This window comes from Nocardioides sp. P5_E3 (genome assembly GCF_054049275.1).
Genome location: NZ_JBFUMR010000009.1, coordinates 1 through 24,024 on the forward strand (window position 1 = coordinate 1; position 24,024 = coordinate 24,024).

General features: G+C 71.9%; 27 protein-coding genes and 1 tRNA gene. 8 read left to right on the plus strand and 20 right to left on the minus strand.

The genetic code is table 11. The annotated features are described in order from the left end of the window. From ACXJKB_RS07225 to leuS, 3 genes are all read right to left on the minus strand, one after another. The coding region (locus tag ACXJKB_RS07225; protein WP_457186841.1) for a hypothetical protein at nt 1-346 on the minus strand (346 nt) is incomplete at its 3' end. 69 nt (nt 347-415) lie between these two features. Further along, nucleotides 416-1,273 carry a DegV family protein gene (locus ACXJKB_RS07230; RefSeq protein WP_457186843.1) on the minus strand — a complete coding sequence of 286 codons (858 nt, stop codon included), beginning with the start codon at nt 1,271-1,273 and terminating at the stop codon, nt 416-418. 38 nt (nt 1,274-1,311) lie between these two features. Further along, on the minus strand, nt 1,312-3,828 hold the full coding sequence (gene leuS, locus ACXJKB_RS07235) for a leucine--tRNA ligase (RefSeq protein WP_457186845.1): 2,517 nt from the start codon (nt 3,826-3,828) through the stop codon (nt 1,312-1,314). 160 nt (nt 3,829-3,988) lie between these two features. Here leuS and ACXJKB_RS07240 point away from each other — a divergent pair, with 160 nt between their 5' ends. Beyond that, nucleotides 3,989-4,135 carry a hypothetical protein gene (locus ACXJKB_RS07240; RefSeq protein ID WP_457186847.1) on the plus strand — a complete coding sequence of 49 codons (147 nt, stop codon included), beginning with the start codon at nt 3,989-3,991 and terminating at the stop codon, nt 4,133-4,135. Nucleotides 4,136-4,138: 3 nt separating this feature from the next. Here the strand turns inward: ACXJKB_RS07240 and ACXJKB_RS07245 are convergent, their stop codons facing one another. Further along, a complete protein-coding gene (locus ACXJKB_RS07245) occupies nt 4,139-4,624 on the minus strand; it encodes a DUF4870 domain-containing protein (protein WP_457186849.1) in 486 nt (161 codons plus the stop codon). A 210-nt stretch (nt 4,625-4,834) separates the two neighbouring features. Between ACXJKB_RS07245 and ACXJKB_RS07250 the strand changes: the two genes are divergently transcribed. The 4 genes from ACXJKB_RS07250 to ACXJKB_RS07265 are packed head-to-tail and all read left to right on the plus strand — an operon-like array spanning nt 4,835 to nt 7,720. Next, complete coding sequence (locus tag ACXJKB_RS07250; RefSeq protein ID WP_457186851.1) at nt 4,835-5,416, plus strand: ArsR/SmtB family transcription factor; 582 nt, start codon at nt 4,835-4,837, stop codon at nt 5,414-5,416. Further along, nucleotides 5,413-6,666 carry an MFS transporter gene (locus ACXJKB_RS07255; protein ID WP_457186853.1) on the plus strand — a complete coding sequence of 418 codons (1,254 nt, stop codon included), beginning with the start codon at nt 5,413-5,415 and terminating at the stop codon, nt 6,664-6,666. Before ACXJKB_RS07250 ends, ACXJKB_RS07255 begins: the two co-directional genes overlap by 4 nt. 11 nt (nt 6,667-6,677) lie before the next feature. Beyond that, on the plus strand, nt 6,678-7,439 hold the full coding sequence (locus ACXJKB_RS07260) for an SDR family NAD(P)-dependent oxidoreductase (protein ID WP_457186855.1): 762 nt from the start codon (nt 6,678-6,680) through the stop codon (nt 7,437-7,439). After that, on the plus strand, nt 7,439-7,720 hold the full coding sequence (locus tag ACXJKB_RS07265; protein WP_457186857.1) for an ankyrin repeat domain-containing protein: 282 nt from the start codon (nt 7,439-7,441) through the stop codon (nt 7,718-7,720). Before ACXJKB_RS07260 ends, ACXJKB_RS07265 begins: the two co-directional genes overlap by 1 nt. On the opposite strand, the gene ACXJKB_RS07270 is transcribed toward ACXJKB_RS07265, so the two are convergent. From ACXJKB_RS07270 to ACXJKB_RS07310, 9 genes are all read right to left on the minus strand, one after another. Next, nucleotides 7,713-9,086, minus strand: a complete 1,374-nt coding sequence (locus tag ACXJKB_RS07270; protein ID WP_457186859.1) for a DUF6226 family protein — start codon at nt 9,084-9,086, stop codon at nt 7,713-7,715. The genes ACXJKB_RS07265 and ACXJKB_RS07270 overlap by 8 nt on opposite strands. A 40-nt stretch (nt 9,087-9,126) precedes the next feature. Next, nucleotides 9,127-10,356 carry an ornithine--oxo-acid transaminase gene (gene rocD, locus ACXJKB_RS07275; protein WP_457186861.1) on the minus strand — a complete coding sequence of 410 codons (1,230 nt, stop codon included), beginning with the start codon at nt 10,354-10,356 and terminating at the stop codon, nt 9,127-9,129. A 372-nt stretch (nt 10,357-10,728) separates the two neighbouring features. After that, nucleotides 10,729-10,804 (minus strand) — tRNA-Ala (locus ACXJKB_RS07280). A gap of 84 nt (nt 10,805-10,888) precedes the next feature. Next, entirely contained in the window at nt 10,889-11,359 is a 471-nt protein-coding gene (locus ACXJKB_RS07285) for a DUF4112 domain-containing protein (protein ID WP_457186863.1), read from the minus strand. After that, nucleotides 11,356-11,979 carry a histidine phosphatase family protein gene (locus ACXJKB_RS07290; protein ID WP_457186865.1) on the minus strand — a complete coding sequence of 208 codons (624 nt, stop codon included), beginning with the start codon at nt 11,977-11,979 and terminating at the stop codon, nt 11,356-11,358. Before ACXJKB_RS07290 ends, ACXJKB_RS07285 begins: the two co-directional genes overlap by 4 nt. After that, on the minus strand, nt 11,976-12,335 hold the full coding sequence (gene rsfS / locus ACXJKB_RS07295) for a ribosome silencing factor (protein ID WP_457186867.1): 360 nt from the start codon (nt 12,333-12,335) through the stop codon (nt 11,976-11,978). The genes ACXJKB_RS07290 and rsfS overlap by 4 nt, the downstream gene beginning before the upstream one ends. Further along, nucleotides 12,332-13,012, minus strand: a complete 681-nt coding sequence (gene nadD / locus ACXJKB_RS07300; protein ID WP_457186869.1) for a nicotinate-nucleotide adenylyltransferase — start codon at nt 13,010-13,012, stop codon at nt 12,332-12,334. The genes rsfS and nadD overlap by 4 nt, the downstream gene beginning before the upstream one ends. Before the next feature lie 4 nt (nt 13,013-13,016). Next, a complete protein-coding gene (locus ACXJKB_RS07305) occupies nt 13,017-13,163 on the minus strand; it encodes a hypothetical protein (protein ID WP_268110570.1) in 147 nt (48 codons plus the stop codon). A 30-nt stretch (nt 13,164-13,193) separates the two neighbouring features. Beyond that, nucleotides 13,194-14,444 carry a glutamate-5-semialdehyde dehydrogenase gene (locus ACXJKB_RS07310; protein WP_457186871.1) on the minus strand — a complete coding sequence of 417 codons (1,251 nt, stop codon included), beginning with the start codon at nt 14,442-14,444 and terminating at the stop codon, nt 13,194-13,196. Between the two features lie 38 nt (nt 14,445-14,482). Here ACXJKB_RS07310 and ACXJKB_RS07315 point away from each other — a divergent pair, with 38 nt between their 5' ends. Continuing rightward, entirely contained in the window at nt 14,483-16,039 is a 1,557-nt protein-coding gene (locus ACXJKB_RS07315) for a hypothetical protein (protein ID WP_457186873.1), read from the plus strand. 66 nt (nt 16,040-16,105) lie between these two features. On the opposite strand, the gene ACXJKB_RS07320 is transcribed toward ACXJKB_RS07315, so the two are convergent. From ACXJKB_RS07320 to ACXJKB_RS07335, 4 genes are all read right to left on the minus strand, one after another. Continuing rightward, nucleotides 16,106-17,059 (minus strand): electron transfer flavoprotein subunit alpha/FixB family protein, encoded by a 954-nt coding sequence (locus ACXJKB_RS07320; RefSeq protein ID WP_457186875.1) that lies wholly within the window; start codon nt 17,057-17,059, stop codon nt 16,106-16,108. Nucleotides 17,060-17,072: 13 nt separating this feature from the next. Then, on the minus strand, nt 17,073-17,855 hold the full coding sequence (locus ACXJKB_RS07325) for an electron transfer flavoprotein subunit beta/FixA family protein (RefSeq protein ID WP_457186877.1): 783 nt from the start codon (nt 17,853-17,855) through the stop codon (nt 17,073-17,075). Between the two features lie 158 nt (nt 17,856-18,013). Beyond that, nucleotides 18,014-18,316 (minus strand): hypothetical protein, encoded by a 303-nt coding sequence (locus ACXJKB_RS07330; RefSeq protein ID WP_457186879.1) that lies wholly within the window; start codon nt 18,314-18,316, stop codon nt 18,014-18,016. Nucleotides 18,317-18,346: 30 nt separating this feature from the next. Then, nucleotides 18,347-19,123 (minus strand): enoyl-CoA hydratase/isomerase family protein, encoded by a 777-nt coding sequence (locus ACXJKB_RS07335; RefSeq protein WP_457186881.1) that lies wholly within the window; start codon nt 19,121-19,123, stop codon nt 18,347-18,349. 105 nt (nt 19,124-19,228) lie between these two features. Here ACXJKB_RS07335 and glgX point away from each other — a divergent pair, with 105 nt between their 5' ends. Then, a complete protein-coding gene (glgX, locus tag ACXJKB_RS07340) occupies nt 19,229-21,406 on the plus strand; it encodes a glycogen debranching protein GlgX (protein ID WP_457186883.1) in 2,178 nt (725 codons plus the stop codon). A 12-nt stretch (nt 21,407-21,418) separates the two neighbouring features. Here the strand turns inward: glgX and ACXJKB_RS07345 are convergent, their stop codons facing one another. Together ACXJKB_RS07345 and ACXJKB_RS07350 are read right to left on the minus strand one after the other, a co-directional pair. Beyond that, nucleotides 21,419-22,327: a helix-turn-helix domain-containing protein gene (locus ACXJKB_RS07345; protein WP_457186885.1), complete on the minus strand. Its 909-nt coding sequence runs from the start codon at nt 22,325-22,327 to the stop codon at nt 21,419-21,421. A gap of 63 nt (nt 22,328-22,390) precedes the next feature. Then, a complete protein-coding gene (locus tag ACXJKB_RS07350) occupies nt 22,391-22,891 on the minus strand; it encodes a MarR family winged helix-turn-helix transcriptional regulator (RefSeq protein WP_457186887.1) in 501 nt (166 codons plus the stop codon). Nucleotides 22,892-22,944: 53 nt separating this feature from the next. Here ACXJKB_RS07350 and ACXJKB_RS07355 point away from each other — a divergent pair, with 53 nt between their 5' ends. Beyond that, nucleotides 22,945-23,313 (plus strand): hypothetical protein, encoded by a 369-nt coding sequence (locus tag ACXJKB_RS07355; RefSeq protein ID WP_457186889.1) that lies wholly within the window; start codon nt 22,945-22,947, stop codon nt 23,311-23,313. 127 nt (nt 23,314-23,440) lie between these two features. Here ACXJKB_RS07355 and ACXJKB_RS07360 read toward each other — a convergent pair whose 3' ends face one another. Then, a complete protein-coding gene (locus ACXJKB_RS07360; RefSeq protein ID WP_457186891.1) occupies nt 23,441-23,773 on the minus strand; it encodes a hypothetical protein in 333 nt (110 codons plus the stop codon). Between the last annotated feature and the right edge of the window lie 251 nt (nt 23,774-24,024).

Consider the following 24,024-nt stretch of genomic DNA (forward strand, 5'->3'; position numbering starts at 1 on the left):
GCACGGCGCGGGCCTGGTCGCGCACCGCCCACCACGCCGCGAGCCCGACGGCGAGCGCCGCGACCACGGCGACGACGGCGAGGTGCACCGGGCCGAGCTGCAGCCCGCCGACCCGCAGCCGGCGCGACGCGTGGCGGCCGGGGACCGACGGCACGACCGGCGCGGGACCAGGTGCCGAGACAGGAGCGGGGAACGGGTCCGGGCGCTCGCGGACGCGCGTGTGCCCGTGGGCCGGGTCGGCCGCGTCGTCCGGCTCACCGCGCACCGCGGCGAGCTCCGCGCTCAGCGTCGCCAGCCGCCGCGACACCGCCTCGGCGTGCTCGGAGGACGACTGGGATCGGCGCATGCCGTCCACGCTAGGAACGCGCGAGCCCCCTTCGACAGGGGCGATCTGCAATCTGTGGACAGGCGGGCGTCAGGGACGCGGGGACACGCAGACCGCGACCATGCCGGGCCCGACGTGGGCGCCGAGCACGGCCCCGAGCTCACCGCACATCACCTCGCGCCCCTCCAGCCCGTCCGCGAGCCGCTCGGCCAGCGCGGCGGCGAGCTCCTCAGCACGACCGGCGTTGGCCAGGTGGGACACGCAGACGTCGACCGGCTCGTCGCCGGCTGCCTCGACGGCGAGCTCGGCGAGCCGGGCCAGCGCCCGTGATGCCGTGCGCACGCGCTCGCGCGGCGCGACGCGGCCCTCGGCGATCTCGAGGAGGGGCTTCACCGACAGCGCGCTGCCGAGGATCGCAGCGGCAGCGCCGATGCGCCCGCCGCGGCGGAGGTACTCCAGCGTGTCGACGTAGAACAGCGAGGTGGCCGCCTGGCCCCGGGCGAGCGCCGCCAGCGCCGCCTCCTCCCCCGTCCCGCCGGCGTCCAGCACGTCGGCCGCGGTGAGGGCTGCGTAGCCGGTCGCGATGCCGACCTGCCCCGAGTCCACGACGTGCACCGGCAGCTCGACCTCGAGCGCGGCCATCTGTGCGGACTCGAAGGTGCCGCTCATCTCGCCGGACAGGTGCACCGACACGATCTCCTCGACCCCGTCGGCCTCGAGCGAGCGGTAGAGGTCGGTGAACAGGGCCGGCGCGGGACGCGAGGTGCTGACCGGCACGAAGTCGCGCAGCGCCTCGGCGACCACGTCGGGGGTGGCACCGTCGGGTCCCTCGTCGAGCACCCGGGCGCCGATCACCACCTGGAGCGGCACGACCCGGATGTCACGTGCCTGCGCCAGCTCGGCGGGCAGGCTCGCGGTCGAGTCGGTGACCACTACCACGCGAGGCATAGCGCGACCCTACTGGTCAGTCGTGTCGGGGCAGGACGTCAGACGACGATGTTGACCAGCTTGGGGGCGCGCACGATCACCTTGCGCACGGTCGCGCCGTCGATCGCCCGCTGCACGCCGTCGTCGGCCATGGCCGCGGCCTCCAGGTCGGCCTCGGAGATGTCCGGGGCCACCTCCAGGCGCGCCTTGACCTTGCCCTTGACCTGCACGACCGCGACGACCGTGTCCTCGACCAGCAGCGCCTCGTCGACGGCCGGCCACCCGGCGTGGACGACCGTGACCGCGTGGTCGGGGTTGTTGCCCATCCGCTCCCACATCTCCTCGGCCGTGTAGGGCGCGACCAGGGACAGCAGGATCGCCACCGCCTCGGTCGCCTCGCGCACCGCGGGGTCGGCGGGGCCGCAGCCGGAGTCGATGGCCTTGCGGGTCGCGTTGACCAGCTCCATCACCCGGGCGACCATCACGTTGAAGCGGTAGCCCTCGACCAGCTCGGCGGCGTCGTGCACCGTCCGCGCCGTCGTACGCCGCAGCGCCAGGTCGCCGCCCGACACGTCCACCCCGGGCTCCGAGGTGACGTCGCCCGACAGCCGCCAGGCCCGCTGCAGGAACCGCAGCGAACCGTCCGGCGACATGTTGGCCCAGTCGATGTCGTCCTCGGGCGGTCCCGCGAAGACCAGCGTCAGGCGCACCGCGTCCACGCCGAAGGCACCGAGCTGGTCCCCCAGGTCGACGCCGTTGCCCAGCGACTTGCTCATCTTCTTGCCCTGGTTGATCACGAAGCCCTGGTTCAGCTGCGCCGACCACGGCTCGCGGAAGTCGACCAGGCCCATGTCGTTCAGGACCTTGGTGAAGAAACGGCCGTACAGCAGGTGCAGCACCGCGTGCTCGACACCACCGACGTACAGGTTCGCCGGCATCCACGCGTTGACCTTGGCGCTGTCGAACGCCCGGTCGGTCTCGTGGGGCGAGCAGTAGCGGAACATGTACCAGGACGAGTCCACGAAGGTGTCCATGGTGTCGGTGTCCCGCATCGCCGGGCCGCCGCACGTCGGGCAGGCCACGTTGACCCACTCGGTCGCGCCGCCCAGCGGCGAGGTGCCCCTGGGCTTCAGGTCGGCGCCCTTCAGCATCGGCAGGGTCACCGGCAGCTGGTCCTCCGGGACCGGGACCTCGCCGTCCACCGGGCAGTGGATGATCGGGATCGGCGGTCCCCAGTAGCGCTGCCGGCTGATCAGCCAGTCGCGCAGGCGGAAGTTGACCGCCCCGGAGCCGCGCCCGTCGGCCTCCAGCCGCTCGACGATCGTGCGGATGCCGGATGCCTTGTCGCCCAGCCCGTCCAGGTCGCCGGAGTTGACGTACGCCCCGTCGCCGGACGTCGCGACGCCGCTCTCCTCGGGGTTGTCCTCCCCGGGCACGTCGATGACGCGGCGCACCGGCAGCCCCATCGCTCGCGCGAAGTCCAGGTCGCGCTGGTCGTGGGCGGGCACGGCCATGATCGCGCCGGTGCCGTAGTCGGCCAGCACGTAGTCGCTCGCCCAGACCGGGATCTCCTCGCCCGAGACCGGGTTGGTGGCCGTGATGCCCAGGTCGACGCCCGTCTTGGGCCGGTCGGTCGCCAGCCGGTCGATGTCGGAGGCCTTGCGGACCTCGACCAGGTAGTCCTCCAGCGCCTGCGCGCGGTCGGGGTGCACGATCTCCGCCGCCAGCGCCGCGTCGGCCGCCACCACCATGAACGTCGCGCCGAACAGCGTGTCGGGACGGGTGGTGTAGACCTCGATGTCGCGCTCACCTGCGGCGGTGTGCAGCGCGAACGTGACGTGCGCGCCCTCCGAGCGGCCGATCCAGTTGCGCTGCGCCGTGACCACGCGGTCGGGCCAGGTGTCCGCCAGCTCGTCCAGGCCGTCCAGCAGCTCCTGGGCGTAGTCGGTGATCTTGAAGTACCACTGGGTCAGGTTCTTCTTGGTCACCTCGGCGCCACAGCGGTCGCAGACGCCGCCGACGACCTGCTCGTTGGCCAGCACGGTCTGGTCGTTGGGGCACCAGTTGACCGGGCTGTTCTTGCGGTAGGCCAGACCCCGCTTGAACAGCTCCAGGAACAGCCACTGCGTCCAGCGGTAGTACTCCGGGTCGCTGGTGTTGAACGTGCGCGACCAGTCGAAGGACGCGGCGTACCTGCGGCACGACTCGATCGACTTGGCGATGTTGGCCCGCGTGTAGGTGTCCGGGTGCTCGTCGTGGCGGATCGCGGCGTTCTCCGCGGGCAGGCCGAAGGAGTCGAAGCCCATCGGGTTCAGCACCTCGTAGCCGCGCTGCCACCAGTAGCGCGCCACCACGTCGTGCAGCGCGAACACCTCGGCGTGGCCCATGTGCAGGTCACCGCTCGGGTACGGGAACATCGTCAGCGCGTAGCGCTTCTCCCGCGGGCTGTCGTCGTCGGCCCGGAACGGGTCGAGCTCCCCCCAGACACGCTGCCACTTCGTCTCCGTGGCGGCGATGTCGTACGTCGCGCGCTCAGCGTCGTGGGCTGCGGTGTCTGCCGTTTCCGGGCTGCTCATGGCGTGTCCTCTGCAGGTGCGGGTGGTGCTGGGGTCGGGGCATGAAAAAACCCCTCGCATGGAGGGGTGGCCGCGTGGTCGGTCCGGTGGGTGTGGGACGCGATCAGCGCGGCTGTCGAAGGAGGAGCTGCTTCTGCATGCAGACATCATACTCGCTCCCATGGCCGCTGACCTGCGCCACCTGCGCACCGACCTGCCTGCCGGGATGGCGGACCGGGTGGAAGCAGTGCTGCCCGGGCCGGACCTGGCGGTCCGGACCCGGGCAGCGTTCGCGTGGCAGGACGAGGTCCTGCGCGAGCTCAGGTGAGCGTCACCTGACGAACTGAGGCGTCATCGGCGGGTTCCACCACTCGCCGTTGTAGGCCTTCACCGCGCCGATCACGTGCAGGATGCCGGCGACGACCAGCGGCACGAGGAAGACCGGCAGGAAGACGACGAAGCCGATGCCCAGCGTGACGATGCCCAGGACCACGTAGAGGACCGCGGCGACGACGAGCCAGATGAACATCGAGATCTGGACGTTGATCGAGTTCGCGGCGTGCGAGCGGACGAACGGGCCGCGGTCCTTGTGGACGACGTAGACCGCGATGGAGGCCAGGAACCCGAGGAAGCCGGCCGAGCAGATCATCGCGACCACGGCACCGGCGTGGCTGATCGCGCCCCAGGTGCGCTCCTCCTGGGCCGACATGGTGGCGGGCGTGCCGCGGTAGGTGGGCTGCGGCTGCTGGCCGTAGCCGCCCTGCTGCTGGCCGCCCGGACCGGACTGGTCGTACGGGCTGGGGTACTGGTCGGACATCTCACTCACTCCTCGGCGGGCCGGGTGCCCGTTCCTTGTCGATGACAAGCCAAGCACGCCGGCGAGCCGGAATCATCCCGTTCCGGGGTCGAGTCAGGGTGAGGTCAGGGTCGATCGCGGGTGGTCTCGCGCACCCCACCGTCCAAGAAGTGTTTGACAGTCGTCACCGGCGTCGGGCACGCTACTCCCCAAGAACTCTTGGAGGGTGGGATGGACGAGACGGACCACGACGCGGTGGCGCGGCTGCGGGCGACGGCGCACCCGGTGCGGCTGCGCATCCTGTCGCTGCTGACCGCCGAGGCGATGAGCGCGGCCGAGGTGGCCCGCACCCTGGAGATCACCCACGCCAACGCGTCGTACCACCTGCGCCTGCTCCACGACGCCGGCGAGCTCGTGGTCGAGAGCGAGGAGAAGATCCGCGGCGGTGTGGCCAAGCGCTACCGGTACGACGCCACGCGCGAGGTCGCCGACCGCTCCAGCCCCGTCGACGACCGGATCGCCTACGCCCGGGCCACCGCGCTCGAGGTGGAGCGACGGCTGCTCGACGCGGGCCCCGGGTCGGGATCGTCGAGCGACCTCGAGGCATGGGTGCCGGTCGAGGTGTGGCGCCGTGCCCTCGACCTGATGCACGAGGCCTCCCACCTCCTCCACGCCGAGGCCCGGCCCGCCGGCACCGCGGAGACCGTGCACGTCAGCGCCACCACCACCGCCTTCACGATGACCGGTGGCCTCGAGGGCGACGCCGCCCGCTGGGTGCCGCGCCGCGACGCGGGTCAGGAGTCGGGCCGATGACCTGGGCCGAGGCCGTCGCCCCGCTGCGCAACCGCAACTTCGCGTGGTACTTCGCCTCGCGCTTCGTCAACACGCTGGGCAACATGATGGCCAGCATCGCGCTGGCCTTCGCGGTGCTCGACATCACCGACTCCCCCATCGCGCTCGGCCAGGTCCTCGCCGCACGCACCATCCCGATGGTCGCGCTCCTGCTCTACGGCGGCGTGATCGCCGACCGCCTGCCCCGCACCCTGGTGCTGCAGGTGTCCAACGTCGGCTCGGCCGTGAGCCAGGGTGCGATCGCCGTGCTGGTGCTGTCCGGGCACGCCGAGATCTGGATGCTGGTCGTGCTCTCCGTCGTCCAGGGGGCCGTCTCCGGCGTCGCCTTCCCTGCCATGGCGAGCGTGCTCCCGCAGCTCGTCGCGCGCTCGGAGCTGCAGCCGGCCAACGCCCTGGTCTCCCTCACCCGCAACGGGATGATGGTGCTCGGCCCCACCATCGGCGCCCTGCTCGTGGTGACCGTCGGCTCCGGCTGGGCGCTCGCCGTCGACGCCGCCGCCTGGCTGCTCTCGGCCGTCCTCCTGCTGCCCGTGACGCTCCCCCCGAAGGAGCCCGGCGCAGAGTCGGCGGACACCATCCGCGAGCTGCGCGAGGGGTGGACGTTCTTCTGGGCCACCCCGTGGCTGTGGCGGGTGGTCGTGGGGTTCGGGGCCCTCAACTTCATCCACGCGGGCGCCTGGTTCACCCTCGGTCCGGCCATCGCGGACGACACGATCGGCCGCCAGGGATGGGGCTTCGTCCTGTCCGCCGAGGCCGCGGGCCTGCTGGTCATGACGGTGATCCTGCTGCGGGTACGCCTGGAGCGACCGCTGCTGCTCGGCATGCTGGGCATGTCCCTCTTCGCACTGCCCGTGCTGCTGCTCGGGACCTCCCCCCACCTGGTCGCGCTCGTCGTCGCGGCCTTCCTCGCCGGCGTCGGGACGGAGGTCTTCGGCATGGGCTGGAACCTCGCGATGCAGGAGAACATCGAGGACGGCATGCTCTCGCGCGCCTACTCCTACGACGCGCTCGGCTCGTTCGTCGCGCTGCCGGTCGGCCAGCTCGCCTTCGGGCCGCTGGCTGCGGCGTTCGGTTTCGAGGAGGTGCTGGTCGTCTCCGGCATCGCCTACGCGGCGATCTGCGCCCTGGTGCTCTGCTCGCGGTCCGTGCGCGACCTGCCGCGCGCACCGGCGACGACCCCCGTGGCCGAGGTGACGACCGGCACGTCCTAGGGTCAGCGAGCATGAGCGTCATGGATCTCTTCCGCCTCGACGGCAAGGTCGTCATCGTCACCGGCGCCTCGAGCGGGCTGGGCGTCGCGTTCGCCCACTGCTTCGCCGAGGCCGGCGCCGACGTGGTGCTGGGTGCGCGTCGTGTGGACAAGCTCGAGCGGGTCGCTGACTCCGTGCGCTCCACCGGCCGCCGCGTGCACACCGTCGCGACCGACGTGGCCGACCCCGAGCAGTGCCAGCAGCTCGTGGACGAGGCGGTCGCCAAGTTCGGCCGCGTCGACGTGCTGGTCAACAACGCCGGCATCGGCACCGCCGTCCCCGCCACGCGCGAGACGCCCGAGCAGTTCCGCTCGGTCATCGACGTCAACCTCAACGGCTGCTACTGGATGGCCCAGGCGTGCGGCCGGGTGATGCAGCCCGGATCGAGCATCATCAACATCTCCTCGATCCTCGGCCTCACCACCGGCGGCCTGCCGCAGGCGGCGTACTCCGCCTCCAAGGCCGGGCTCGGCGGTCTCACCCGCGACCTCGCCCAGCAGTGGATGGGCCGCAAGGGGATCCGCGTCAACGCGCTCGCACCCGGCTTCTTCTCCTCGGAGATGACCGCCACCTACCCCGACGGCTACCTCGACCAGGTGATGACGCGGGTGCCGGCCGGCCGCAAGGGCGACCCCCGCGAGCTGGCGGCGACCGCCGTCTGGCTGGCCTCCGACGCCGCCGGCTACGTCACCGGGCAGATGATCCCGGTCGACGGCGGACTCACCATCGCCTGATGTCCCACGGGGACTACAAGGCGTTCTTCGCCGCGGCCTGCGCGGGGGACGTCGAGCTGGTCCGGCACCACCTCGATGCAGGGGTCGACGTCGACTTCGTGCACCCGGAGCTGCAGTCCACCGCCCTGGTCGCCGCCATCGAGGAGGGCCGCGCGGAGGTCGCGCTGCTGCTCCTCGACCGTGGGGCCTCCCCCACCCTCCGGTCACCGTTGGAGGCCACGACGCCGGTGGAGGCCGCACGGGCGGCCGGTCTGTCCGGGGTGGTCGACCGGCTCAGCTGAGCCAGGGCTCGCCCTCGACGACCCCGTCCGTACGCCGTCCCGCCGCGGCGTCGTCCAGCCAGCGCTCGGCGTCGGGCACGCCGCTGCTCGACCACCCGTCGAGCGCCCGCTGCACCACGCGGTCGCCGTCGCGGACGACGAGGACGCCGCCACCCAGGGCGAGGACGAAGGCATCGTCGATGGTGTCGAGCAGGTCGGCCGACCCGGTGTCGCAGGCGTCGCAGCCGCAGTCGGGCTGGAGGTCGAGCACCTCGACAGGGTCGCCGACCCCGACCTGGACGAAGGTCTCGTCCTGCAGCAGCGCCACCACCACCGGTTGCGTGCCCGGGCGCCCGCGCACGACGGTGGTGCGGCTCGGGGACAGGTGCTGGGCTGCCGCCCACGTGACGGAGCCGGGATCGACCTGCTCGGCCTCGCCCAGCCCGGCCGCGACGATGGCCTCGACCCAGGCGTCCGAACGCGCGGCGAGCAGCCGGTAGCGCTCCGGTTCGGTCACCCGGGAGTACTCCTCCTCCCCGGCCGGACGCCCGCCGGGGTGCGGGTCTGGCCAGTCGGCGAGGTCGCCACGCAGGCGCGCGAACGCCTCGTCCACGGCGGGCAGCAACGCCCTCTCGGGGAACCGGCGCCGGTCCGGGCGGGTCGCGACCTCCACCCGGTCGAGGACGAGCGTGGCAGGCATGCCGTGTGGCGTCGCCAGGACGATGGAGGCCGGTTGCAGCTCGCTGTCGGTCCCGAAGGACACCCAGGCCGCCTCGCCGGCGTGCTCCGGCTCCCCGAGCGGGAGCAGCGTGATCGAGACCGCGTCCCGCTCGAAGAAGGCGCGGCGCGGGAAGTGGCGGTCGCCGGTGAAGCCGAGCGCCAGCAGCAGGGCCGCGACCCGGTCGGGGTCGGGCGGCACGAGCGAGATCCACTCGAGGACCGGGCCGTCAGCGGGGCCGGGCGCCATCGGCGTCGTCCACTCGATCAGGAACGGCAGCGAGCCGTCGTACGGCCCCGGGCCGACGTCGCAGACCCGCCACTCGAGCAGCTCGCCGTCGGGGGTGCGGCGCGACCCGGGCACAGGCGGGTCGGGCTCGAACCCGGCCGCCTCCAACGCGGTACGCGCCTCGTCGAGGTCGTCGACCGCCACGGCCCACGAGATCGGACCGCGCGCCGACCGGATGCGGTCGAGCCACGGGTTGGACTCCTCCGACCCGGCCGCGATCAGCTCGACGTAGGCGGGTGCAGGTCCGCGCACGAGCACGTTCTCGGTGCCGACGGGGTGCGCTCCCCCGCGCTCGGCGGGGATGCCGGCGGCACGCCACCGCGCCGCCGCCTCGTCGAGGTCCTCGACGGCAACGACGAGGTGGTCGAAGCGTGCTCCCATGCCTGACAGGCTAGGAGCCCCGTCCAGCGGGTTTCGCGGCTCAGGCGCCGGTGAGGATCTCCGTCACGGCGGCGACCAGGCCGGCGATGTCCTCGTCGCTGGCGACCAGCGGCGGGGCGAAGCGGACGGTGGAGCCGTGGGTGTCCTTGGCGAGGATGCCGCGCGCCATCAGGGCCTCCGACATCTGACGGCCCGACATGAGGGTCGGGTCGATGTCGATGCCGGCCCACGCGCCGCGGACGCGGACGTCGGAGAGGCCCTTGCCGATGAGCTGGCCGAAGCCGGCCTCGAGCTGGGCGCCGATCTCGGCCGAGCGGGCCTGGAAGGTGCCCTCCTCCAGCATCGTGACGACCTCGGTGCCGATGGCGGCGGCGAGCGGGTTGCCGCCGAAGGTCGAGCCGTGGGAGCCGGGCGTGATGACGTCCATGACCTCGTGGTCGGCCGCGATCGCGGAGACCGGGTAGATGCCGCCGCCGAGCGCCTTGCCCATGATGTAGATGTCGGGGACGACGTCCTCGTGGTCGCAGGCGAACGTCTTCCCCGAGCGCGCCAGGCCGGACTGGATCTCGTCGGCGACCATCAGCACGTTGCGCTCGGTGCAGAGCTCGCGGAGGTCGCGCAGGAAGCCCTCGGGAGGCATGACCACGCCGCCCTCGCCCTGGATCGGCTCGAACAGGACGGCCACGGTGGTCTCGTCGATGGCCGACGCGATGGCCTCGATGTCGCCGTACTTCACGCCGCGGAAGCCGGTGGTGAACGGCGCGTAGCCCGAGGTGGCGACCTCGTCGTCGGAGAAGCTCACGATCGTCGTGGTGCGGCCGTGGAAGTTGCCCTCCATCGTGATGATGGTGGCCTGCCCCGCCGGGACGCCCTTGACCTCGTAGCCCCACTTGCGGCTGACCTTGATGGCGGTCTCGACGGCCTCGGCGCCGGAGTTCATCGGCAGGATCATGTCCTTGCCGGTCAGCCGGCACAGGGCCTCGGCGAAGCCGCTGAGCTTGTCGTTGAAGAACGCGCGGCTGGTCAGCGTCAGCCTGCCCAGCTGCTCGCGCGCGACCGCGACGAGACGCTCGTTGGAGTGGCCGAAGTTGAGCGCCGAGTAGCCCGCGAGGCAGTCGAGGTAGCGATTGCCGTCGACGTCGATGACCCAGGCGCCGTCGCCCTCGGCGAGCACCACGGGCAGCGGGTGGTAGTTGTGTGCGGCGTAGCGCTCGGTGGCCTCGATGTGGGCGGCCGTGGCGGTGCTGGTGGTGAGGTGCGTCGCGGTCATGAGCACATGGTGCCACCGGGTTCGCCCGAACGCCGATTCGCACGGAACCCGCGGATCCGCCGGAACATCCACGTCCACAGCGCCGGAAGGCGGGCGAATCTCCGCCTGCGCGAACGAGAGGTCAGCGGACCGGAGCCTTGATGGGGGAACCTCGGCTCGCCGAGGGCAGGCCACCCTCCTCGATCCCGGCGGAATGGAAGCGGAATGGAAGAAGGCCGGACCCTGACGGATCCGGCCTTCTCGTTGGTGGAGCTGAGGGGACTCGAACCCCTGACCCTCTGCATGCCATCGCCMAGAATTGATGGAGCCGCTACCAGCTGCGCCCGGCGCACCATGACAGAAGGCCGGCGCTCTCGCGCCGGCCTTCTGAGTTGGTGGAGCTGAGGGGACTCGAACCCCTGACCCTCTGCATGCCATGCAGATGCGCTACCAGCTGCGCCACAGCCCCAACATCGTCCTTCCGTGGAGCCGGAAGGACAACGCGGAGAACATTAGCCGACACCCGACCGGCAGGTGAAATCGGGGTCTGGGATCAGGTCAGCCAGCGCCAGAGGAGCCAGATGCCGAGCGCTGCGACGACCAGCCCGGCGAGCACCGGGACGACCATCAGAGCCACCGCGCCGACGACGTACGCCGTGCTCGGCGGCTCTCGGAGAGGCTGGCGCTCGACCTCGCGGAGGAGCAGGCGGAGGTTCTTGCGGTTGGCCCGGTGGGCGACGTCGAGGACGTCGCCGACCCCCGGGACCAGCCCCAGCAGCGCGTCGACGACCAGGTTGAGCCCCATCCACGCCAGCACCGTCATCGGCACCCGCGCCCGGATCGCGTCGCGGACGATGACGCTGGACAGGGCGCTGCCGACCGCGTCGCCGATGCCGGGCACGAGGCCGATCACCGCGTCGAGGCCGAGCCCGAAGCGAGTGCCGGGCACGGTGACGGCGTCGTCCATCACCCTCGCGAGCTGGCGGCTGAGCGCCACGTCGACCTCGCGGGCGCGCTCGGTCACACGACGCGGTTCCAAGCCGCGAGCCGCCACCGTTCCACCCCTCCGGTCCACGCGGAGGTCKAGTGCTCGAGCTCGACCCAGCCGCAGTTGCTCAGCACCCCGAGGGACTCAGCGACGTCGTCGCCCCAGCCGAGGAAGGCAGCCACGACCACGCGCAGGGCGGCGCCGTGCGACACGACGACCCCGGTGTCGCCCTCCCCCAGCCCGTCGGCGTACGACGTCAGGGCGGGCAGGAAGCGCGCCACCACGTCGTCGGGCGTCTCGCGCCCCGGGATGGCCGCGACGTCACCGGCCACGAGCGCCGCGTGCTCCCCGGGATGGGCGGCGGCGTACTGCTCGTCGGTGAGCCCGACGCGGTGCGGCCCGATGTCGAACTCGCGCAGGCGTGGGTCGAGGACCGGCTCGAGACCGGTCTCCGCGGCGAGCGCGGCGGCCGTGCCGGCGGCGCGGGCGAGGTCGGAGGACCACACCCCCACCGGTGACAGCGCGGCGAGGACGGGAGCGACCGCCTTGGCCTGCGCCTCACCGGTCTCGTCGAGGGGTACGTCGGCGTGGCCCTGCGCGCGCCCGGTGTCGTTCCACTCCGTGCGGCCGTGCCGGAGCAGGACGAGGCGCCTCACGTGAGGGTCAGCGGGATGAGCGGGCAGTCGCTCCAGAGTCGCTCGAGGGCGTAGAAGGACCGCTCCTCCTCGTGCTGCACGTGGATCACGATCTCGCCGTAGTCGAGGAGCACCCAGCGCCCCTCCTTGTGACCCTCGCGGCGGATCGGCTTGGCGCCCACCTCGCGGAGCTTCTCCTCCACCTCGTCGACGATCGCGCCAACGGCACGCTCGTTGTTGGAGCTGGCCAGCACGAAGGCGTCGGTGATGGCGAGCTGGTCGCTGACGTCGAAGGCCAGCACCTGGTCGGCCTTCTTGTCGTGCGCGGCCTGGGCCGCGACGGCGACGAGCTCGAGGGCGTGGTCGGTGGCAGTCATGCGGAGTCCTTGCTTGTGCTGGAGCTGGTGCGGTGGGTGGTGCTGGTCGGGTGGCCGGCGTTGGCGCCGGCGGCCGTGTAGAGGTCGTGCTTCGCGATGTACTGCACGACACCGTCGGGCACGAGGTACCAGACGGGCTCGCCACGACGCTTGCGCTCGCGACAGTCGGTGGAGGAGATCGCGAGGGCCGGGATCTCGACCATCGTCACGCGGTCGGAGGGGATCTTGGCGAGCGCCGACGGGTCCATCTCGTAGCCCGGCCGGGTGACGCCGACGAAGTTGGCGAGCTCGAACAGCTCGTCGGCGTCACGCCAGGTGAAGATGTCGGCGAGCGCGTCGGCGCCGGTGATGAAGAACAGCTCGGCGTCGGGCATCTCGGCCTTGAGGTCGCGCAGCGTGTCGATCGTGTACGTCTTGCCCTCGCGGTCGATGTCGACCCGGGAGACGTTGAAGCGCGGGTTGGCGGCGGTGGCGACCACGGTCATCAGGTAGCGGTGCTCGGCCGTCGTGACGTGGCGGTCGCTCTTCTGCCACGGGTCGCCGGTGGGCACGAAGATGACCTCGTCGAGGTCGAACCAGGCCTGCACCTCGGACGCGGCCACGAGGTGGCCGTGGTGGATGGGGTCGAAGGTGCCACCCATCACCCCGACGCGACGCTGCCCCACAGGACCGGTCACCGGATCAGCTGTGCTCGCGCCCGCCACCGAAGGAGACCACGGCCAGCAGGAGGACGAGCAGCAGCCCCAGCGCGATGGCGCCCACGACGTAGGGGTGGACGGCAGGCTCGCTCTCGGCCTCGGCGGCCAGCGTGATGACGGTGCTCAGCATGGCGCTCACCCTACCGGCACCGCTGCACGGTCACCTGACGTGGCCCTCGCCGACCACGACGTACTTGCTCGACGTCATCTCCGGCAGCCCCATCGGGCCGCGCGCGTGGAGCTTCTGGGTGGAGATGCCGATCTCGGCGCCGAAGCCGAACTCGCCGCCGTCGGTGAAGCGGGTGGAGGCGTTGACCATCACGGCCGCGGAGTCCACGGCGGCGACGAAGCGCCGGATGGTCGTCTGGTCACGGGCCAGGATCGCCTCGGTGTGCCCGGACGACCAGCGGCGGATGTGGGCGATCGCGCCCTCGACGTCGGCGACGACGGCGGCGGAGATCTCCAGGCCGAGGAACTCGGCGGCGTGGTCCTCGTCGGTCACGGGCACCACGTCGTCGTACTCAGCGAACGCGCTGTCACCGTGGATGAGCACCCCGGACGCCTGCAGCGCCTCGACCACGGTGGGGAGGAACTCGTCGGCGACGTCCTCGTGCACGAGGAGCGACTCGGCGGCGTTGCAGACGCTGGTGCGGTGGGTCTTCGAGTTGAGCACGATCGCGAGCGCCTGCTCGAGGTCGGCCGAGGCGTCGACGTAGACGTGGCAGTTGCCGACGCCGGTCTCGATGACCGGCACGGTCGACTCCTCGACCACGCTGCGGATCAGCCCCGCTCCCCCGCGCGGGATGAGCACGTCGACGAGGCCACGGGCCCGCATCAGCGCCTTGACGCTGTCGTGGGTGTCCCCCGGCACGAGCTGTACGACGTCCTCCGGCAGGCCGCTGCGCGCCACCGCCCCGCGCATCGCCTCGACGATCGCGGCGTTGCTCGACCGGGCGCTGGAGGAGCCGCGCAGCAGGACGGCGTTCCCGGACTTCAGGCAGATCCCGGCGGCGTCCGCGGTGACGTTGGGGCGCGCCTCGTAGATCATCCCGACCACGCCGAACGGCACCCGCACCTGCCGCAGCTCGAGCCCGTTGGCCAGCGTGCTGCCGCGCAGCACCTCCCCGACGGGGTCGGGCAGGCCGGCGACGTCGCGCAGGCCCTGCGCCATCGCCTCGAGGCGGGACCCGTCGAGCCGCAGGCGGTCGACGATGTTGGCAGGCGTGCCTGCGGCTTCAGCCCGGGCGACGTCCTCGGCGTTGGCCGCCAGGATCGCCGTCGACGAGGCGACCAGCGCGTCGGCCATGGCCCGCAGCGCGGCGTCCTTGGTCGCCCGCGTGGCCGTGGCCAGCTCGTGGCTGGCCGTCCGGGCGCGACCGGCGACGTCGCGCACTGCCTCCTCGCTGCTCATGCTGTCCAGCGTAGGGCGGGCGAGCCTAGGGTGACGTCATGTCTCGCATCACGGGGGTGATCGTCGCACTGGCGACGACAGCGGCAGTCCTGACCGGCTCGACCTCGGGCGCCGCACCGCCACCGGCGCCGGCGTCCGCGCCGGGCGCACCCGGGGTCGCGGACCTGCCGAGGGAGATCGAGGGCGGCGTGGAGCTCACGCTGGCCGACGGCGACCTCCTGCGCCTGTGGGCGGCGGCGGACTACCGGACGGTGTGGTCCCGGCGTCGCGACGCCGCCACCGGCGCCTGGGGTCCCCGCCTGGAGGTGCTGCACCGCAAGAACCTGTTCTGCGGCGACGTGGACGCCCGCACGTCGGGCGGCGCGGTCGCCGCGATGGTGCAGTGCGACTTCTACGGCTACGCGGAGGACCAGGCGCCGGTCGGTTCGCAGGCGCTCTGGTCGCCCGACGCGGTCACCTGGTCGTCGTACGCGCTGGAGGGCGAGGCGTACGACGAGCCCGGCATCTCCCCCAGCGGCGCCAACGCCGTCTGGTTGCAAACCGGCGGCTACGTCACCCGCACCGCGGCCGGGTTCGCGGCCCACGACCTGGACACGCCCGGCCGGGAGTACACCGCCACCGCCACCATCACCGACGACGCCCAGGTCTCGTACCTCTACGGCGCCAACGTGACCCGCCGGCGGTGTGGGATGGTCGTCCTGACCCGCACGGGTGACGCCGCGCCGACGCGCCAGGACGTCGAGATCGACGATGCCTGCCAGGACCGCAACTTCGCCAACGTCGACGCGAACAACGCCGTCTTCGGGGAGTTCGGCTCCCCCGCCTCCGTCGCCGTCATCTCCCGTCCCGACGCCACGTCCCCGTGGGCCGTCACCCGGGTCGCTCCCTCCTCCGCCCCCGGCCTCGTCGTCCATGAGGGGCGCCTGTACACCCAGTACTTCACGGCCCCCGGCGCCCCGCTCGTCGCCCTCGGCTCCCGCCGGGGCCGGCAGGTGCGTGCCCAGGTGTACGACCCGGTCGCCCAGGTGTGGAGTCCTCCGACCACGGTGCTCACGTCACGCAGCCGTTGTCGCTGGGGCAGCAACGGGACCGACCAGCCCCTCGCGGTCCTCGTCGCGGTCGTGAGGTGCGGGGGCAGCAACGTCGCGCTCACCACCCGCGACGGTCTCGCCTGGCAGGCGCTGCGGATGGGTCCGCGCGTGCTCGGGCAGTCCCGGGACGGCCGGTACGTCGCCGTGCCGGGCCCCGCCAGCACCCACGTCATCTCTGCCGGCCGGCACGGCGTCGTCACCCTGCCGCATGGCACCACCGGGCGGTGCGACGTCGCCGTGCCGGCCGGCCCGGACGAGGCCGTCCTGCTCGTCGCGGGACAGCACTCACGGAGGTGGCCGGTGCGCTTGAGTCACCTCTCGGCGGACGGGACCGATCGGCTCGCGCGGTCCAGGGCGCCGACCCCCGGTCGGTGCACGTCGGTCGAGCAGTCCTGGGACCGGCCCACCCGCTTCGAGATGGGCAGCACGCGCATGGACCACGGCCAGACCGTCGAGGTGGTGCGTCGCCGCAGCGGGTGGACGGTGCGGCTCCGCCGCTGGTGACCTGACGACGGACGCACGAACGCCCCCGGCCGGTGGGCCGGGGGCGTTCGTCGTACGACGTGCGGGTCAGCCCTTGCGAGCGGTGATCTGCTCGGTCGCGGCGGGGAGCACGGAGTGCAGGTCGCCGACCACGCCGAAGTCGACGAGCTCGAAGATCGGGGCCTCGGGGTCCTTGTTGACCGCGACGATCGTCTTCGAGGTCTGCATCCCCGCGCGGTGCTGGATCGCACCCGAGATGCCGTTGGCGACGTAGAGCTGCGGCGAGACCGTCTTGCCGGTCTGGCCGACCTGGAACGCGTGCGGCATCCAGCCCGAGTCGACCGCGGCACGCGAGGCGCCCACGGCCGCGCCGAGGGAGTCGGCGAAGCCCTCGACGGGCTCGAAGTTGCCGCCGGTGCCACGACCACCGGAGACCACGATCGCGGCCTCGGTGAGCTCGGGGCGACCGGTCGACTGGCGCGGCTGGGTGGCCACGACCTGCGCGGTCTTGGCGACGTCGGAGATCGTCGCGGCGAACGCCTCCACCGCGCCGGCGCCGTCGGCCTCCTCGGGGGCGGCCGAGTTGGGCTTGACCGTGATGATCGGCGTGCCCTGGGTGACCTTGGCCTGGACGGTGTAGTTGCCGGCGAACACGCTCTGCGTGGTCACACCACCGTCGGCGACGTCGACGGCGTCCGTGATCAGGCCCGAGCCCAGCTTGATCGCCAGGCGACCGGCAACCTCCTTGTTCTCGAACGTCGAGGGCAGCAGGATCGCGGCCGGCGAGCTCTTCTCGGCCAGCTGCTGCAGTGCCTCGGCCTTCGGCGCGACGAGGTAGCCCTTGATCTGGGCGTCGTCGACGACGTAGACCTTCGCGGCGCCGTACTTCTTGACCTTCTCGGCCACGGCATCGCCCTGCTCGGGCGAGCCGAAGAACACCGCGGACGGCTCGCCGAGACGGCGGGCGATCGTGAGCAGCTCGTAGGTGGGCTTCTTGACCTCGCCGTCGGCGTGGTCGACTACAACAAGAACCTCAGACATGTCGACAAGCTCCTCAGATGAACTTCTTGGACGCGAGGAACTCGACCAGCGCACCGGCGCCCGAGCCGTCCTCGTCGGTGACGATCTCGCCGGCGGTGCGCGGCGGGCGGGCGGTGGTGTCCTCGACCTGCGAGTAGGCCACCGGCAGGCCGACCTGGTCGGCGTCGAGGCCCAGGTCGCTCAGCGACCACGTCTCGAGCGGCTTCTTCTTCGCCGCCATGATGCCCTTGAACGACGGGTAGCGGGCCTCGCCCGACTGGTCGGTCACCGACAGCACGATCGGCAGGGTCGCGCCGATGACCTCGGTCGAGCCCTCGTTGTCACGCTTGATCCGGATCTGGTCGCCCTGCGACTCCACGACGGAGGCCAGGGTCACCTGCGGCATGCCGAGGCGCTCGGCCAGCATCGCCGGGACGACCGAGCCCGAGGCGTCGGTGGACGCCATCCCGCAGATCACCAGGTCGGCGCCAGCGTCGGCCTTGATCTTCTCGACCGCCTTGGCGAGCACCAGGGAGGTGCCGAGGTAGTCGGAGCCGGCGATGGCGTCGTCGACGACGTGGACGCCGGAGTCGGCACCCATCTGCAGCGACTTGCGCACCGCGTCGACCGCCTTCTCCGGACCCACGGTCAGCGCGGTGACGGTGATCTCCTCACCCTCACGCTTCTCCCGGAACTGGAGCGCCTGCTCCACGGCGTACTCGTCGAGCTCGGACAGCAGGCCGTCGACGCCAACGCGGTCGACAGTGAAGTCGTCCTCGAACTTGCGGTCGGCCGTCGCGTCCGGCACGTACTTCACACAGACAACAATGTTCATGGTGGTGTGGCCTCGCGGCCCCTCCTGTGCACTCGGATGTGGCTATGAGGTTACTGGTCGGTCAGGGTCGACCGGAATGGCGTTCCGGGTGCGGTCGCTCACAGTGACGCTGTCACGGTCAGCGGGCGCCCGGCCCGGCGTCAGGGCTTGATGACGCGGTAGAGCACGCGACCGGCCACCAGCCAGGCGATGGCGGCGAGACCCCAGTTGAAGAGTGCGTTCTTGACCTCGGCGCCCTCGCCGCGGAACTGCTTGATCCCGTCCCGGCGGGAGAACACGTCGAGGTCCGCCCACGAGGCGGCCGTGAGGACCGCGTCGACGAGCTCGTTGGACCTGTTGGCGTCCAGCGCGATCAGCAGCGCCCCCGCTGCGAGCACCAGCGCCGCGAGCGCGCACGCCAGCCACACCAGCTGGGCGAGCGTCGCTCGGATCTTCGTTGCCACGTGGTGGTCTTCCTCTCGGTCCGGGGCCGCTCAGCGGCCCACGAAGGTTGCCTTGCCCGGTCCGTTCTCAACGAACGAGGTGATGCCGCGGGTACGGTCCTCGGTCGCAAAGACTGCGGCGAACTGCTGGCGCTCGATCTCCAGGCCGGTGTCGAGGTCGACCTCGCTGCCCCGGTCGATGCACTCCTTGGCGGCCCGGACGGCCAGCGCGGCAGCGCCGCTGAACTGGGCGGCGTACGCCACCGACTCCTCGAGCACCTTGTCCGCCGGGACCACCCGGTCGACCATCCCGATCCGCAGCGCCTCGTCGGCCTGGACGAAACGGCCGGTGAAGATGATGTCCTTGGCCCGCGACGTGCCGACCAGCCGGGCCAGGCGCTGCGTGCCGCCGGCCCCGGGGATGATGCCGAGCAGCACCTCGGGCTGGCCGAGGACGGCGTCCTCGGCGGCGAAGCGCAGGTCGGCGGCGAGGGCGAGCTCGCAGCCGCCGCCCAGGGCGTAGCCGTTGACCGCGGCGACGACCGGCTTGGGGATCCGCGCGATCGCGGTCGTGGCCGAGCTCACCGAGGCAGAGACCTTGACCATGTCGGAGTAGCTCAGGTCGGCCATCTCCTTCACGTCGTTGCCTGCGGCGAAGACGCGCTCGCCGCCCCAGATCACCACGGAACGCACGTCGTCGCGGTCGGTCAGCTCGGCGGCGGCCTCCCGGAGGTCGGCCTGGACCTGGACGCTGATCGCGTTCATCTTCGGCCGGTCCAGCCGCAGGACCGCGACCCCGTCGGTCACGTCGATCGAGACGAACTCCATGGTGGCTCCTTGTCGCGGTGGGACGGCGTCGTGGGTGGCGTCGTGGTGGGGCGCGGTGCGAGGCGCATTGTGCCGTGCCGGGACTGTGCCACCACAATGGCTCGCGTGACACCGCCCCCCGAGACGAGCACTGTCTGGAACCACGACGGCGAGACCATGGCGGTCTGGCCGGGTCGCAACCACCCCTTGGGCGCGACGTGGTCCCGGGAGTCGACCAACTTCGCGGTGTACGCCCCCGAGGCACGAGCGATGTGGGTGTGCCTCTTCGACGAGGACGGCGTCGAGACGCGCCACCGGCTGACCGAGCTCTCGCTGGGTGTGTGGCACGGAGCGCTGCCGGGCGTGGCGCGCGGCGCGCGCTACGGCTATCGCGCCGACGGGCCGTGGGACCCCGGGGCCGGACTGCGGTTCAACCCCGCCAAGCTGCTGCTCGACCCCTACGGCCGGGCCGTGTCCGGCGACCTCGTCGTCGACAAGGCCATCTTCGGCTACGTGAAGGACGACCCCAAGACCCGCAGCGACCTCGACTCGGCGCCCTACGTCCCCCGCAGCGTCGTCGTCCACGACGACTTCCAGTGGGGCCCGGACACCTCGCCGCACCGCCGCTGGCGCGACACCGTGATCTACGAGATGCACGTCAAGGGCATGACCGCACTCCACGACCGGGTGCCCGAGGAGCTCCGGGGCACGTACGCCGGACTGGCAGCGCCGGCCGTGACCAACTACCTCAAGGACCTCGGCGTGACGGCGGTGGAGCTGCTGCCCGTGCACCAGTTCTTCTCCGAGCCGGCCCTGGCCGAGCGGGGCCTGGTCAACTACTGGGGCTACAACTCGCTGTGCTACTTCGCCCCGCACAACGCGTACTCCGCCGCGGGCGACCGCGGCCAGCAGGTCACCGAGTTCAAGCAGATGGTCAAGGACTTCCACCTCGCCGGGCTCGAGGTCATCCTCGACGTGGTCTACAACCACACCGCCGAGTCGGGCCCCCGCGGGCCGACGCTCAGCTTCCGCGGCCTCGACGACCGGGGCTACTACCAGCGCGTGGTGCCGCCGCCGGCGAAGCCCGGCCAGGATCCCGAGCCGGTGCGCTACTGGGACGTCACCGGTTGCGGCAACACCGTCGACGCCACCCACACGCAGAGCCTGCGGATGATCCTCGACTCGCTGCGCTACTGGGTCACCGAGATGCACGTCGACGGCTTCCGCTTCGACCTGATGAGCGCGCTGACCCGCACCGAGCAGGTCGTCGACATGGGCTCGCACCTGCTCACCGCGATCGGTCAGGACCCCGTGCTCCGGCACGTGAAGCTGGTCGCCGAGCCGTGGGACGCGTCGATGGACGGATACCGGGTCGGGGAGTTCCCACCGCCGTGGGTCGAGTGGAACGACCAGTTCCGCGACACGGTCCGCGACTTCTGGCGCGGGCACTCCGGCGGCGTCCGGACCGTCGCGACCCGGCTGTCCGGGTCGAGCGACCTCTACGCCGACGACGGCCGCTCGCCCTACGCCTCGATCAACTTCGTCACCGCCCACGACGGCTTCACGCTGCGCGACCTCGTGTCCTACAACGACAAGCACAACGACGCCAACGGCGAGGACAACCGCGACGGCACCGACAACAACCGGTCGTGGAACTGCGGTGTCGAGGGCGAGACCGACGACCCGGAGATCATCGCGCTGCGTCGTCGCCAGGCGGCCAACCTGATGGCGACGCTGTGCTTCTCCAGCGGCGTCCCGATGCTCACGGCCGGCGACGAGCGCGGACGCACGCAGGGTGGCAACAACAACGCCTACGGCCAGGACAACGAGACCTCGTGGATCGACTGGCGCCCCGACGACGCGTGGCTCGACCTCTACGAGATCACCAAGACCGCGCTGCGGCTGCGTCGCGAGCACCCGGTGCTGCGGCAGCGGCACTGGTTCGCCGGGCGGCCGACGATCAAGGGCGGCATCAAGGACCTCGTCTGGGTGCACCCGGGCGGCCACGAGATGACCGTCGACGACTGGAACGACGACAGCATCCGCACGATCGGCATGTTCCTCAACGGCGCTCCCCTGCGCTCCCCCGGCCCGCACGGCGAGCAGGTGCGCGACCGGTCGTTCATGATCTGGCTCAACTCCGGCGTCGACGACGTCGAGCTGGTGCTGCCGGCCAACCAGTGGGTCCACCACGGCGAGGTCGTCCTGTCGACCAACGCCGACCTCGCCGTCGGCACCCCGGTGGTCGCGGGAGGGACGATGGAGCTGCAGGCGCGCTCGGTGCTGGTGCTGCGCCAGACCTGATCGCGCCCGGGCTCAGGCCGGGGCGCCCACCCACTCCATCGGGTCACCGGCGTCGAGGTCGGTGATGCCGAGGGTCTCGAAGGCACCCAGCACGACGAGGCGTCGTACGGCGGCGAAGGTGAGCACGTGCGCCACCATCCCGCCGTAGGTGAAGACCCGCGGCGACTCGCAGGTGACGTCGACGAAGGTGTCGTCGAGGCGGCCCTCCTCGATCGTCGTACGCACCTGCTCGAGGAAGGCAGGGCCCTCCTCGGCGAGCTCGCGCCGCAGCGTGCTGAGCGACTTGCCGCGCTCCTGGTCCCAGTCGTAGGACCGCTGGTCGACGGCGGCGTTCCACTGGGCCAGCTGCCCGACGAGCCGGCCGAGCACGGAGCGGATGGTCATGTCGTCGTCGATGGTGCCGATGGGCACCTCGATCGGGGCGTCGAGCTGCTCGTCGGTGAGCCGGGTCGCCCGGTCGATCATCTCGCCGGTCAGCCAGACGTGGTGCTCGATCATGCGCGTCATGAGGTCCATCGGGGTCACCTTTCGGGAGGTCGGCAGCCGCAGGCTGCCGGGCGGGTGGAAGTGCACGCCGCTCGGACCCTCGATCTGGGTGCGGGTGGGGTGCTGACGCCAGCGGCTCGGCGCGGTGCCGTACTCCCGCGCGAACGCCCGGGTGAACGCCTCGTGCGAGCCGTAGCCGGCCTCGAACGCGAGGTCGACCACCTGCTCGTCGCACGTCAGCAGGCGGTACGCCGCGCGCTCCAGCAGCAGCCTCCGGCGCATCCGCTCCGGCGGCTCACCGCCCGCCGCCGACACGACGCGGGCGAGGTGGAAGCGGGAGAGGTGGAGCCGACGGGTACGTTCGTCGCCGCCCAGGTCGAGGGTCTCGGCCAGGGTGGCGAGGAACTCGGCGAAGGTGTCGGCCGCTGTCGTCATGGCCACCACCCTCGTCCGCGGCCGGGCCGCGCACTTGATCGCACGTGCGCAGTCTGCACCCGCTCAGGCGGGCCGTGCCTCCGTTCGTGCCTCCGAGGTCGACTCCGTCGCCGCCTTCGCCGCCCCGATGACCTCGGTGAGGCGGTCGCGGAGGTCCAGCAGCTCGTCGAGCTCCATGCCCAGCCGCTGGAGGATCGTGCCGGGCACCTCGAGCGCCTGCGTCCGCAGGTCGCGGCCCCGGCCGGTCAGGGCCACCGCGAGGCTGCGCTCGTCCGCGGGGTTGCGGTCCCGCCGCACCAGGCCGGCCGCCTCGAGCCGCCGGAGCAGCCGCGAGAGCGTGGCCGGGTCGAGCTCGAGCCGCCGGCTGAGCTCGGTCACGGACAACGGCTCCCCGCCCCACAGCGCCAGCATCACGAGGTACTGCGGGTGGGTGAGCCCCATCGGCTCGAGCACCGGCCGGTAGACCGAGATGACCGTGCGGGACGCGACCGCGAGGGCGAAGCAGACCTGACGCTCGAGGGCGAGAGGATCGTCGAGGTCGTCGATTCGGCGGGGCGCGGACATTCCGTTAGCCTAGCAATCGTTGTCACAGCAAACGATTCGTGAGAGAGGCTCGCATGGCCGGCAGCGTTCCCGCTCGACGTACGGAGAAGGGTCGCGGTCACCTGCTCGACCTCGACGCCCCGCGCCGGATCGTCCAGGACCCCGAGAAGGACGCCCGTGACCTCGCCCGCGTGCAGCGCTGGGTGATGTCGACGCTGGCCGTCACCACGATCCTGCACCTCGTCGTCGGCCTCGTCGTCGCAGCCGTGATGCTGGACGACTCCCCCACGTCGTCCAAGATCGGCCTCAACGTCATCGCCGGCATCTTCGGTGCCTTCGCCGTCGCCGTCGGCCGCGCGATCCACGGCAAGAGCATCGTCTCCCCCTGGCTGCTGCTCGCCGTCGTCCCGACCGCCGTCGGGCTCTGGCTGACCTTCGGCTGATCGGTCCGATCCACGGGCCGGCCTGCGCTGACCGCGCCCGTAGACACGCGGACCGAACCTGCCGCTCGACGTCCCGACCACGCTCAGCCCCGCCGCTTCGTCCTGGGTTCGGTCTGCGTGTCTCCGGTCAGAGCCCGAGCACCTGCACGGCAACGAGGTACGTCCCGCGCACGCCGTCGGGGTCGTGGAGGGCCGGGTCGTCCGCGGCCACCGCGGCCGCGCGGGCACGCACGGCTGCGCCCGGGTCGACGGCCGTGAGGTCGGCGGCGAGGGCAGCGACGACCTGCGGCAGGTCGTGCTCGTCGAGGTGGTCCAGGGCGAGGCTGTCGTGCAGCATGCCCGCCGCCTCCGCCATCAGCTCGCGGGCGGTCTCCGCGTCCACGTCGGGTCGCGACGAGGCGGCGGCGTCCGCAGCCGCGAGGAAGGGCTCGAGGATGCCGGGCGGAGCGGTCGAGGGCATGGAGCGATCGTCCTCGCGACCGCCGCACCCGGCAACGCCTTTACCGGTGGCCCGCCGCCGACGTACGTAATAACCCGGATGCGAAGTGGGCACGGGGAGGCGCACGCTGGAGGGACACACGACCCGACCAGCACCGAAAGGAGACTCACCATGTGGGACACCGTCCAGACCAGCAGGACCCACCTCAGCCACGACCTGCCGTGCCCGGGGTGCGGCCACGCCGCGCACACCTACCTGCCGTGCAGCGACTC

Coding starts and splice junctions, on each gene's coding strand:
- ACXJKB_RS07230 (WP_457186843.1), bottom strand. CDS start 1,273: ATGCCTCGCGTGGTAGTGGTCACCGACTCGACCGCGAGCCTGCCCGCC.
- leuS (WP_457186845.1), bottom strand. CDS start 3,828: ATGAGCAGCCCGGAAACGGCAGACACCGCAGCCCACGACGCTGAGCGC.
- ACXJKB_RS07240 (WP_457186847.1), top strand. CDS start 3,989: ATGGCCGCTGACCTGCGCCACCTGCGCACCGACCTGCCTGCCGGGATG.
- ACXJKB_RS07245 (WP_457186849.1), bottom strand. CDS start 4,624: ATGTCCGACCAGTACCCCAGCCCGTACGACCAGTCCGGTCCGGGCGGC.
- ACXJKB_RS07250 (WP_457186851.1), top strand. CDS start 4,835: ATGGACGAGACGGACCACGACGCGGTGGCGCGGCTGCGGGCGACGGCG.
- ACXJKB_RS07255 (WP_457186853.1), top strand. CDS start 5,413: ATGACCTGGGCCGAGGCCGTCGCCCCGCTGCGCAACCGCAACTTCGCG.
- ACXJKB_RS07260 (WP_457186855.1), top strand. CDS start 6,678: ATGAGCGTCATGGATCTCTTCCGCCTCGACGGCAAGGTCGTCATCGTC.
- ACXJKB_RS07265 (WP_457186857.1), top strand. CDS start 7,439: ATGTCCCACGGGGACTACAAGGCGTTCTTCGCCGCGGCCTGCGCGGGG.
- ACXJKB_RS07270 (WP_457186859.1), bottom strand. CDS start 9,086: ATGGGAGCACGCTTCGACCACCTCGTCGTTGCCGTCGAGGACCTCGAC.
- rocD (WP_457186861.1), bottom strand. CDS start 10,356: ATGACCGCGACGCACCTCACCACCAGCACCGCCACGGCCGCCCACATC.
- rsfS (WP_457186867.1), bottom strand. CDS start 12,335: ATGACTGCCACCGACCACGCCCTCGAGCTCGTCGCCGTCGCGGCCCAG.
- ACXJKB_RS07305 (WP_268110570.1), bottom strand. CDS start 13,163: ATGCTGAGCACCGTCATCACGCTGGCCGCCGAGGCCGAGAGCGAGCCT.
- ACXJKB_RS07310 (WP_457186871.1), bottom strand. CDS start 14,444: ATGAGCAGCGAGGAGGCAGTGCGCGACGTCGCCGGTCGCGCCCGGACG.
- ACXJKB_RS07315 (WP_457186873.1), top strand. CDS start 14,483: ATGTCTCGCATCACGGGGGTGATCGTCGCACTGGCGACGACAGCGGCA.
- ACXJKB_RS07320 (WP_457186875.1), bottom strand. CDS start 17,059: ATGTCTGAGGTTCTTGTTGTAGTCGACCACGCCGACGGCGAGGTCAAG.
- ACXJKB_RS07335 (WP_457186881.1), bottom strand. CDS start 19,123: ATGGAGTTCGTCTCGATCGACGTGACCGACGGGGTCGCGGTCCTGCGG.
- ACXJKB_RS07345 (WP_457186885.1), bottom strand. CDS start 22,327: ATGACGACAGCGGCCGACACCTTCGCCGAGTTCCTCGCCACCCTGGCC.
- ACXJKB_RS07350 (WP_457186887.1), bottom strand. CDS start 22,891: ATGTCCGCGCCCCGCCGAATCGACGACCTCGACGATCCTCTCGCCCTC.
- ACXJKB_RS07355 (WP_457186889.1), top strand. CDS start 22,945: ATGGCCGGCAGCGTTCCCGCTCGACGTACGGAGAAGGGTCGCGGTCAC.
- ACXJKB_RS07360 (WP_457186891.1), bottom strand. CDS start 23,773: ATGCCCTCGACCGCTCCGCCCGGCATCCTCGAGCCCTTCCTCGCGGCT.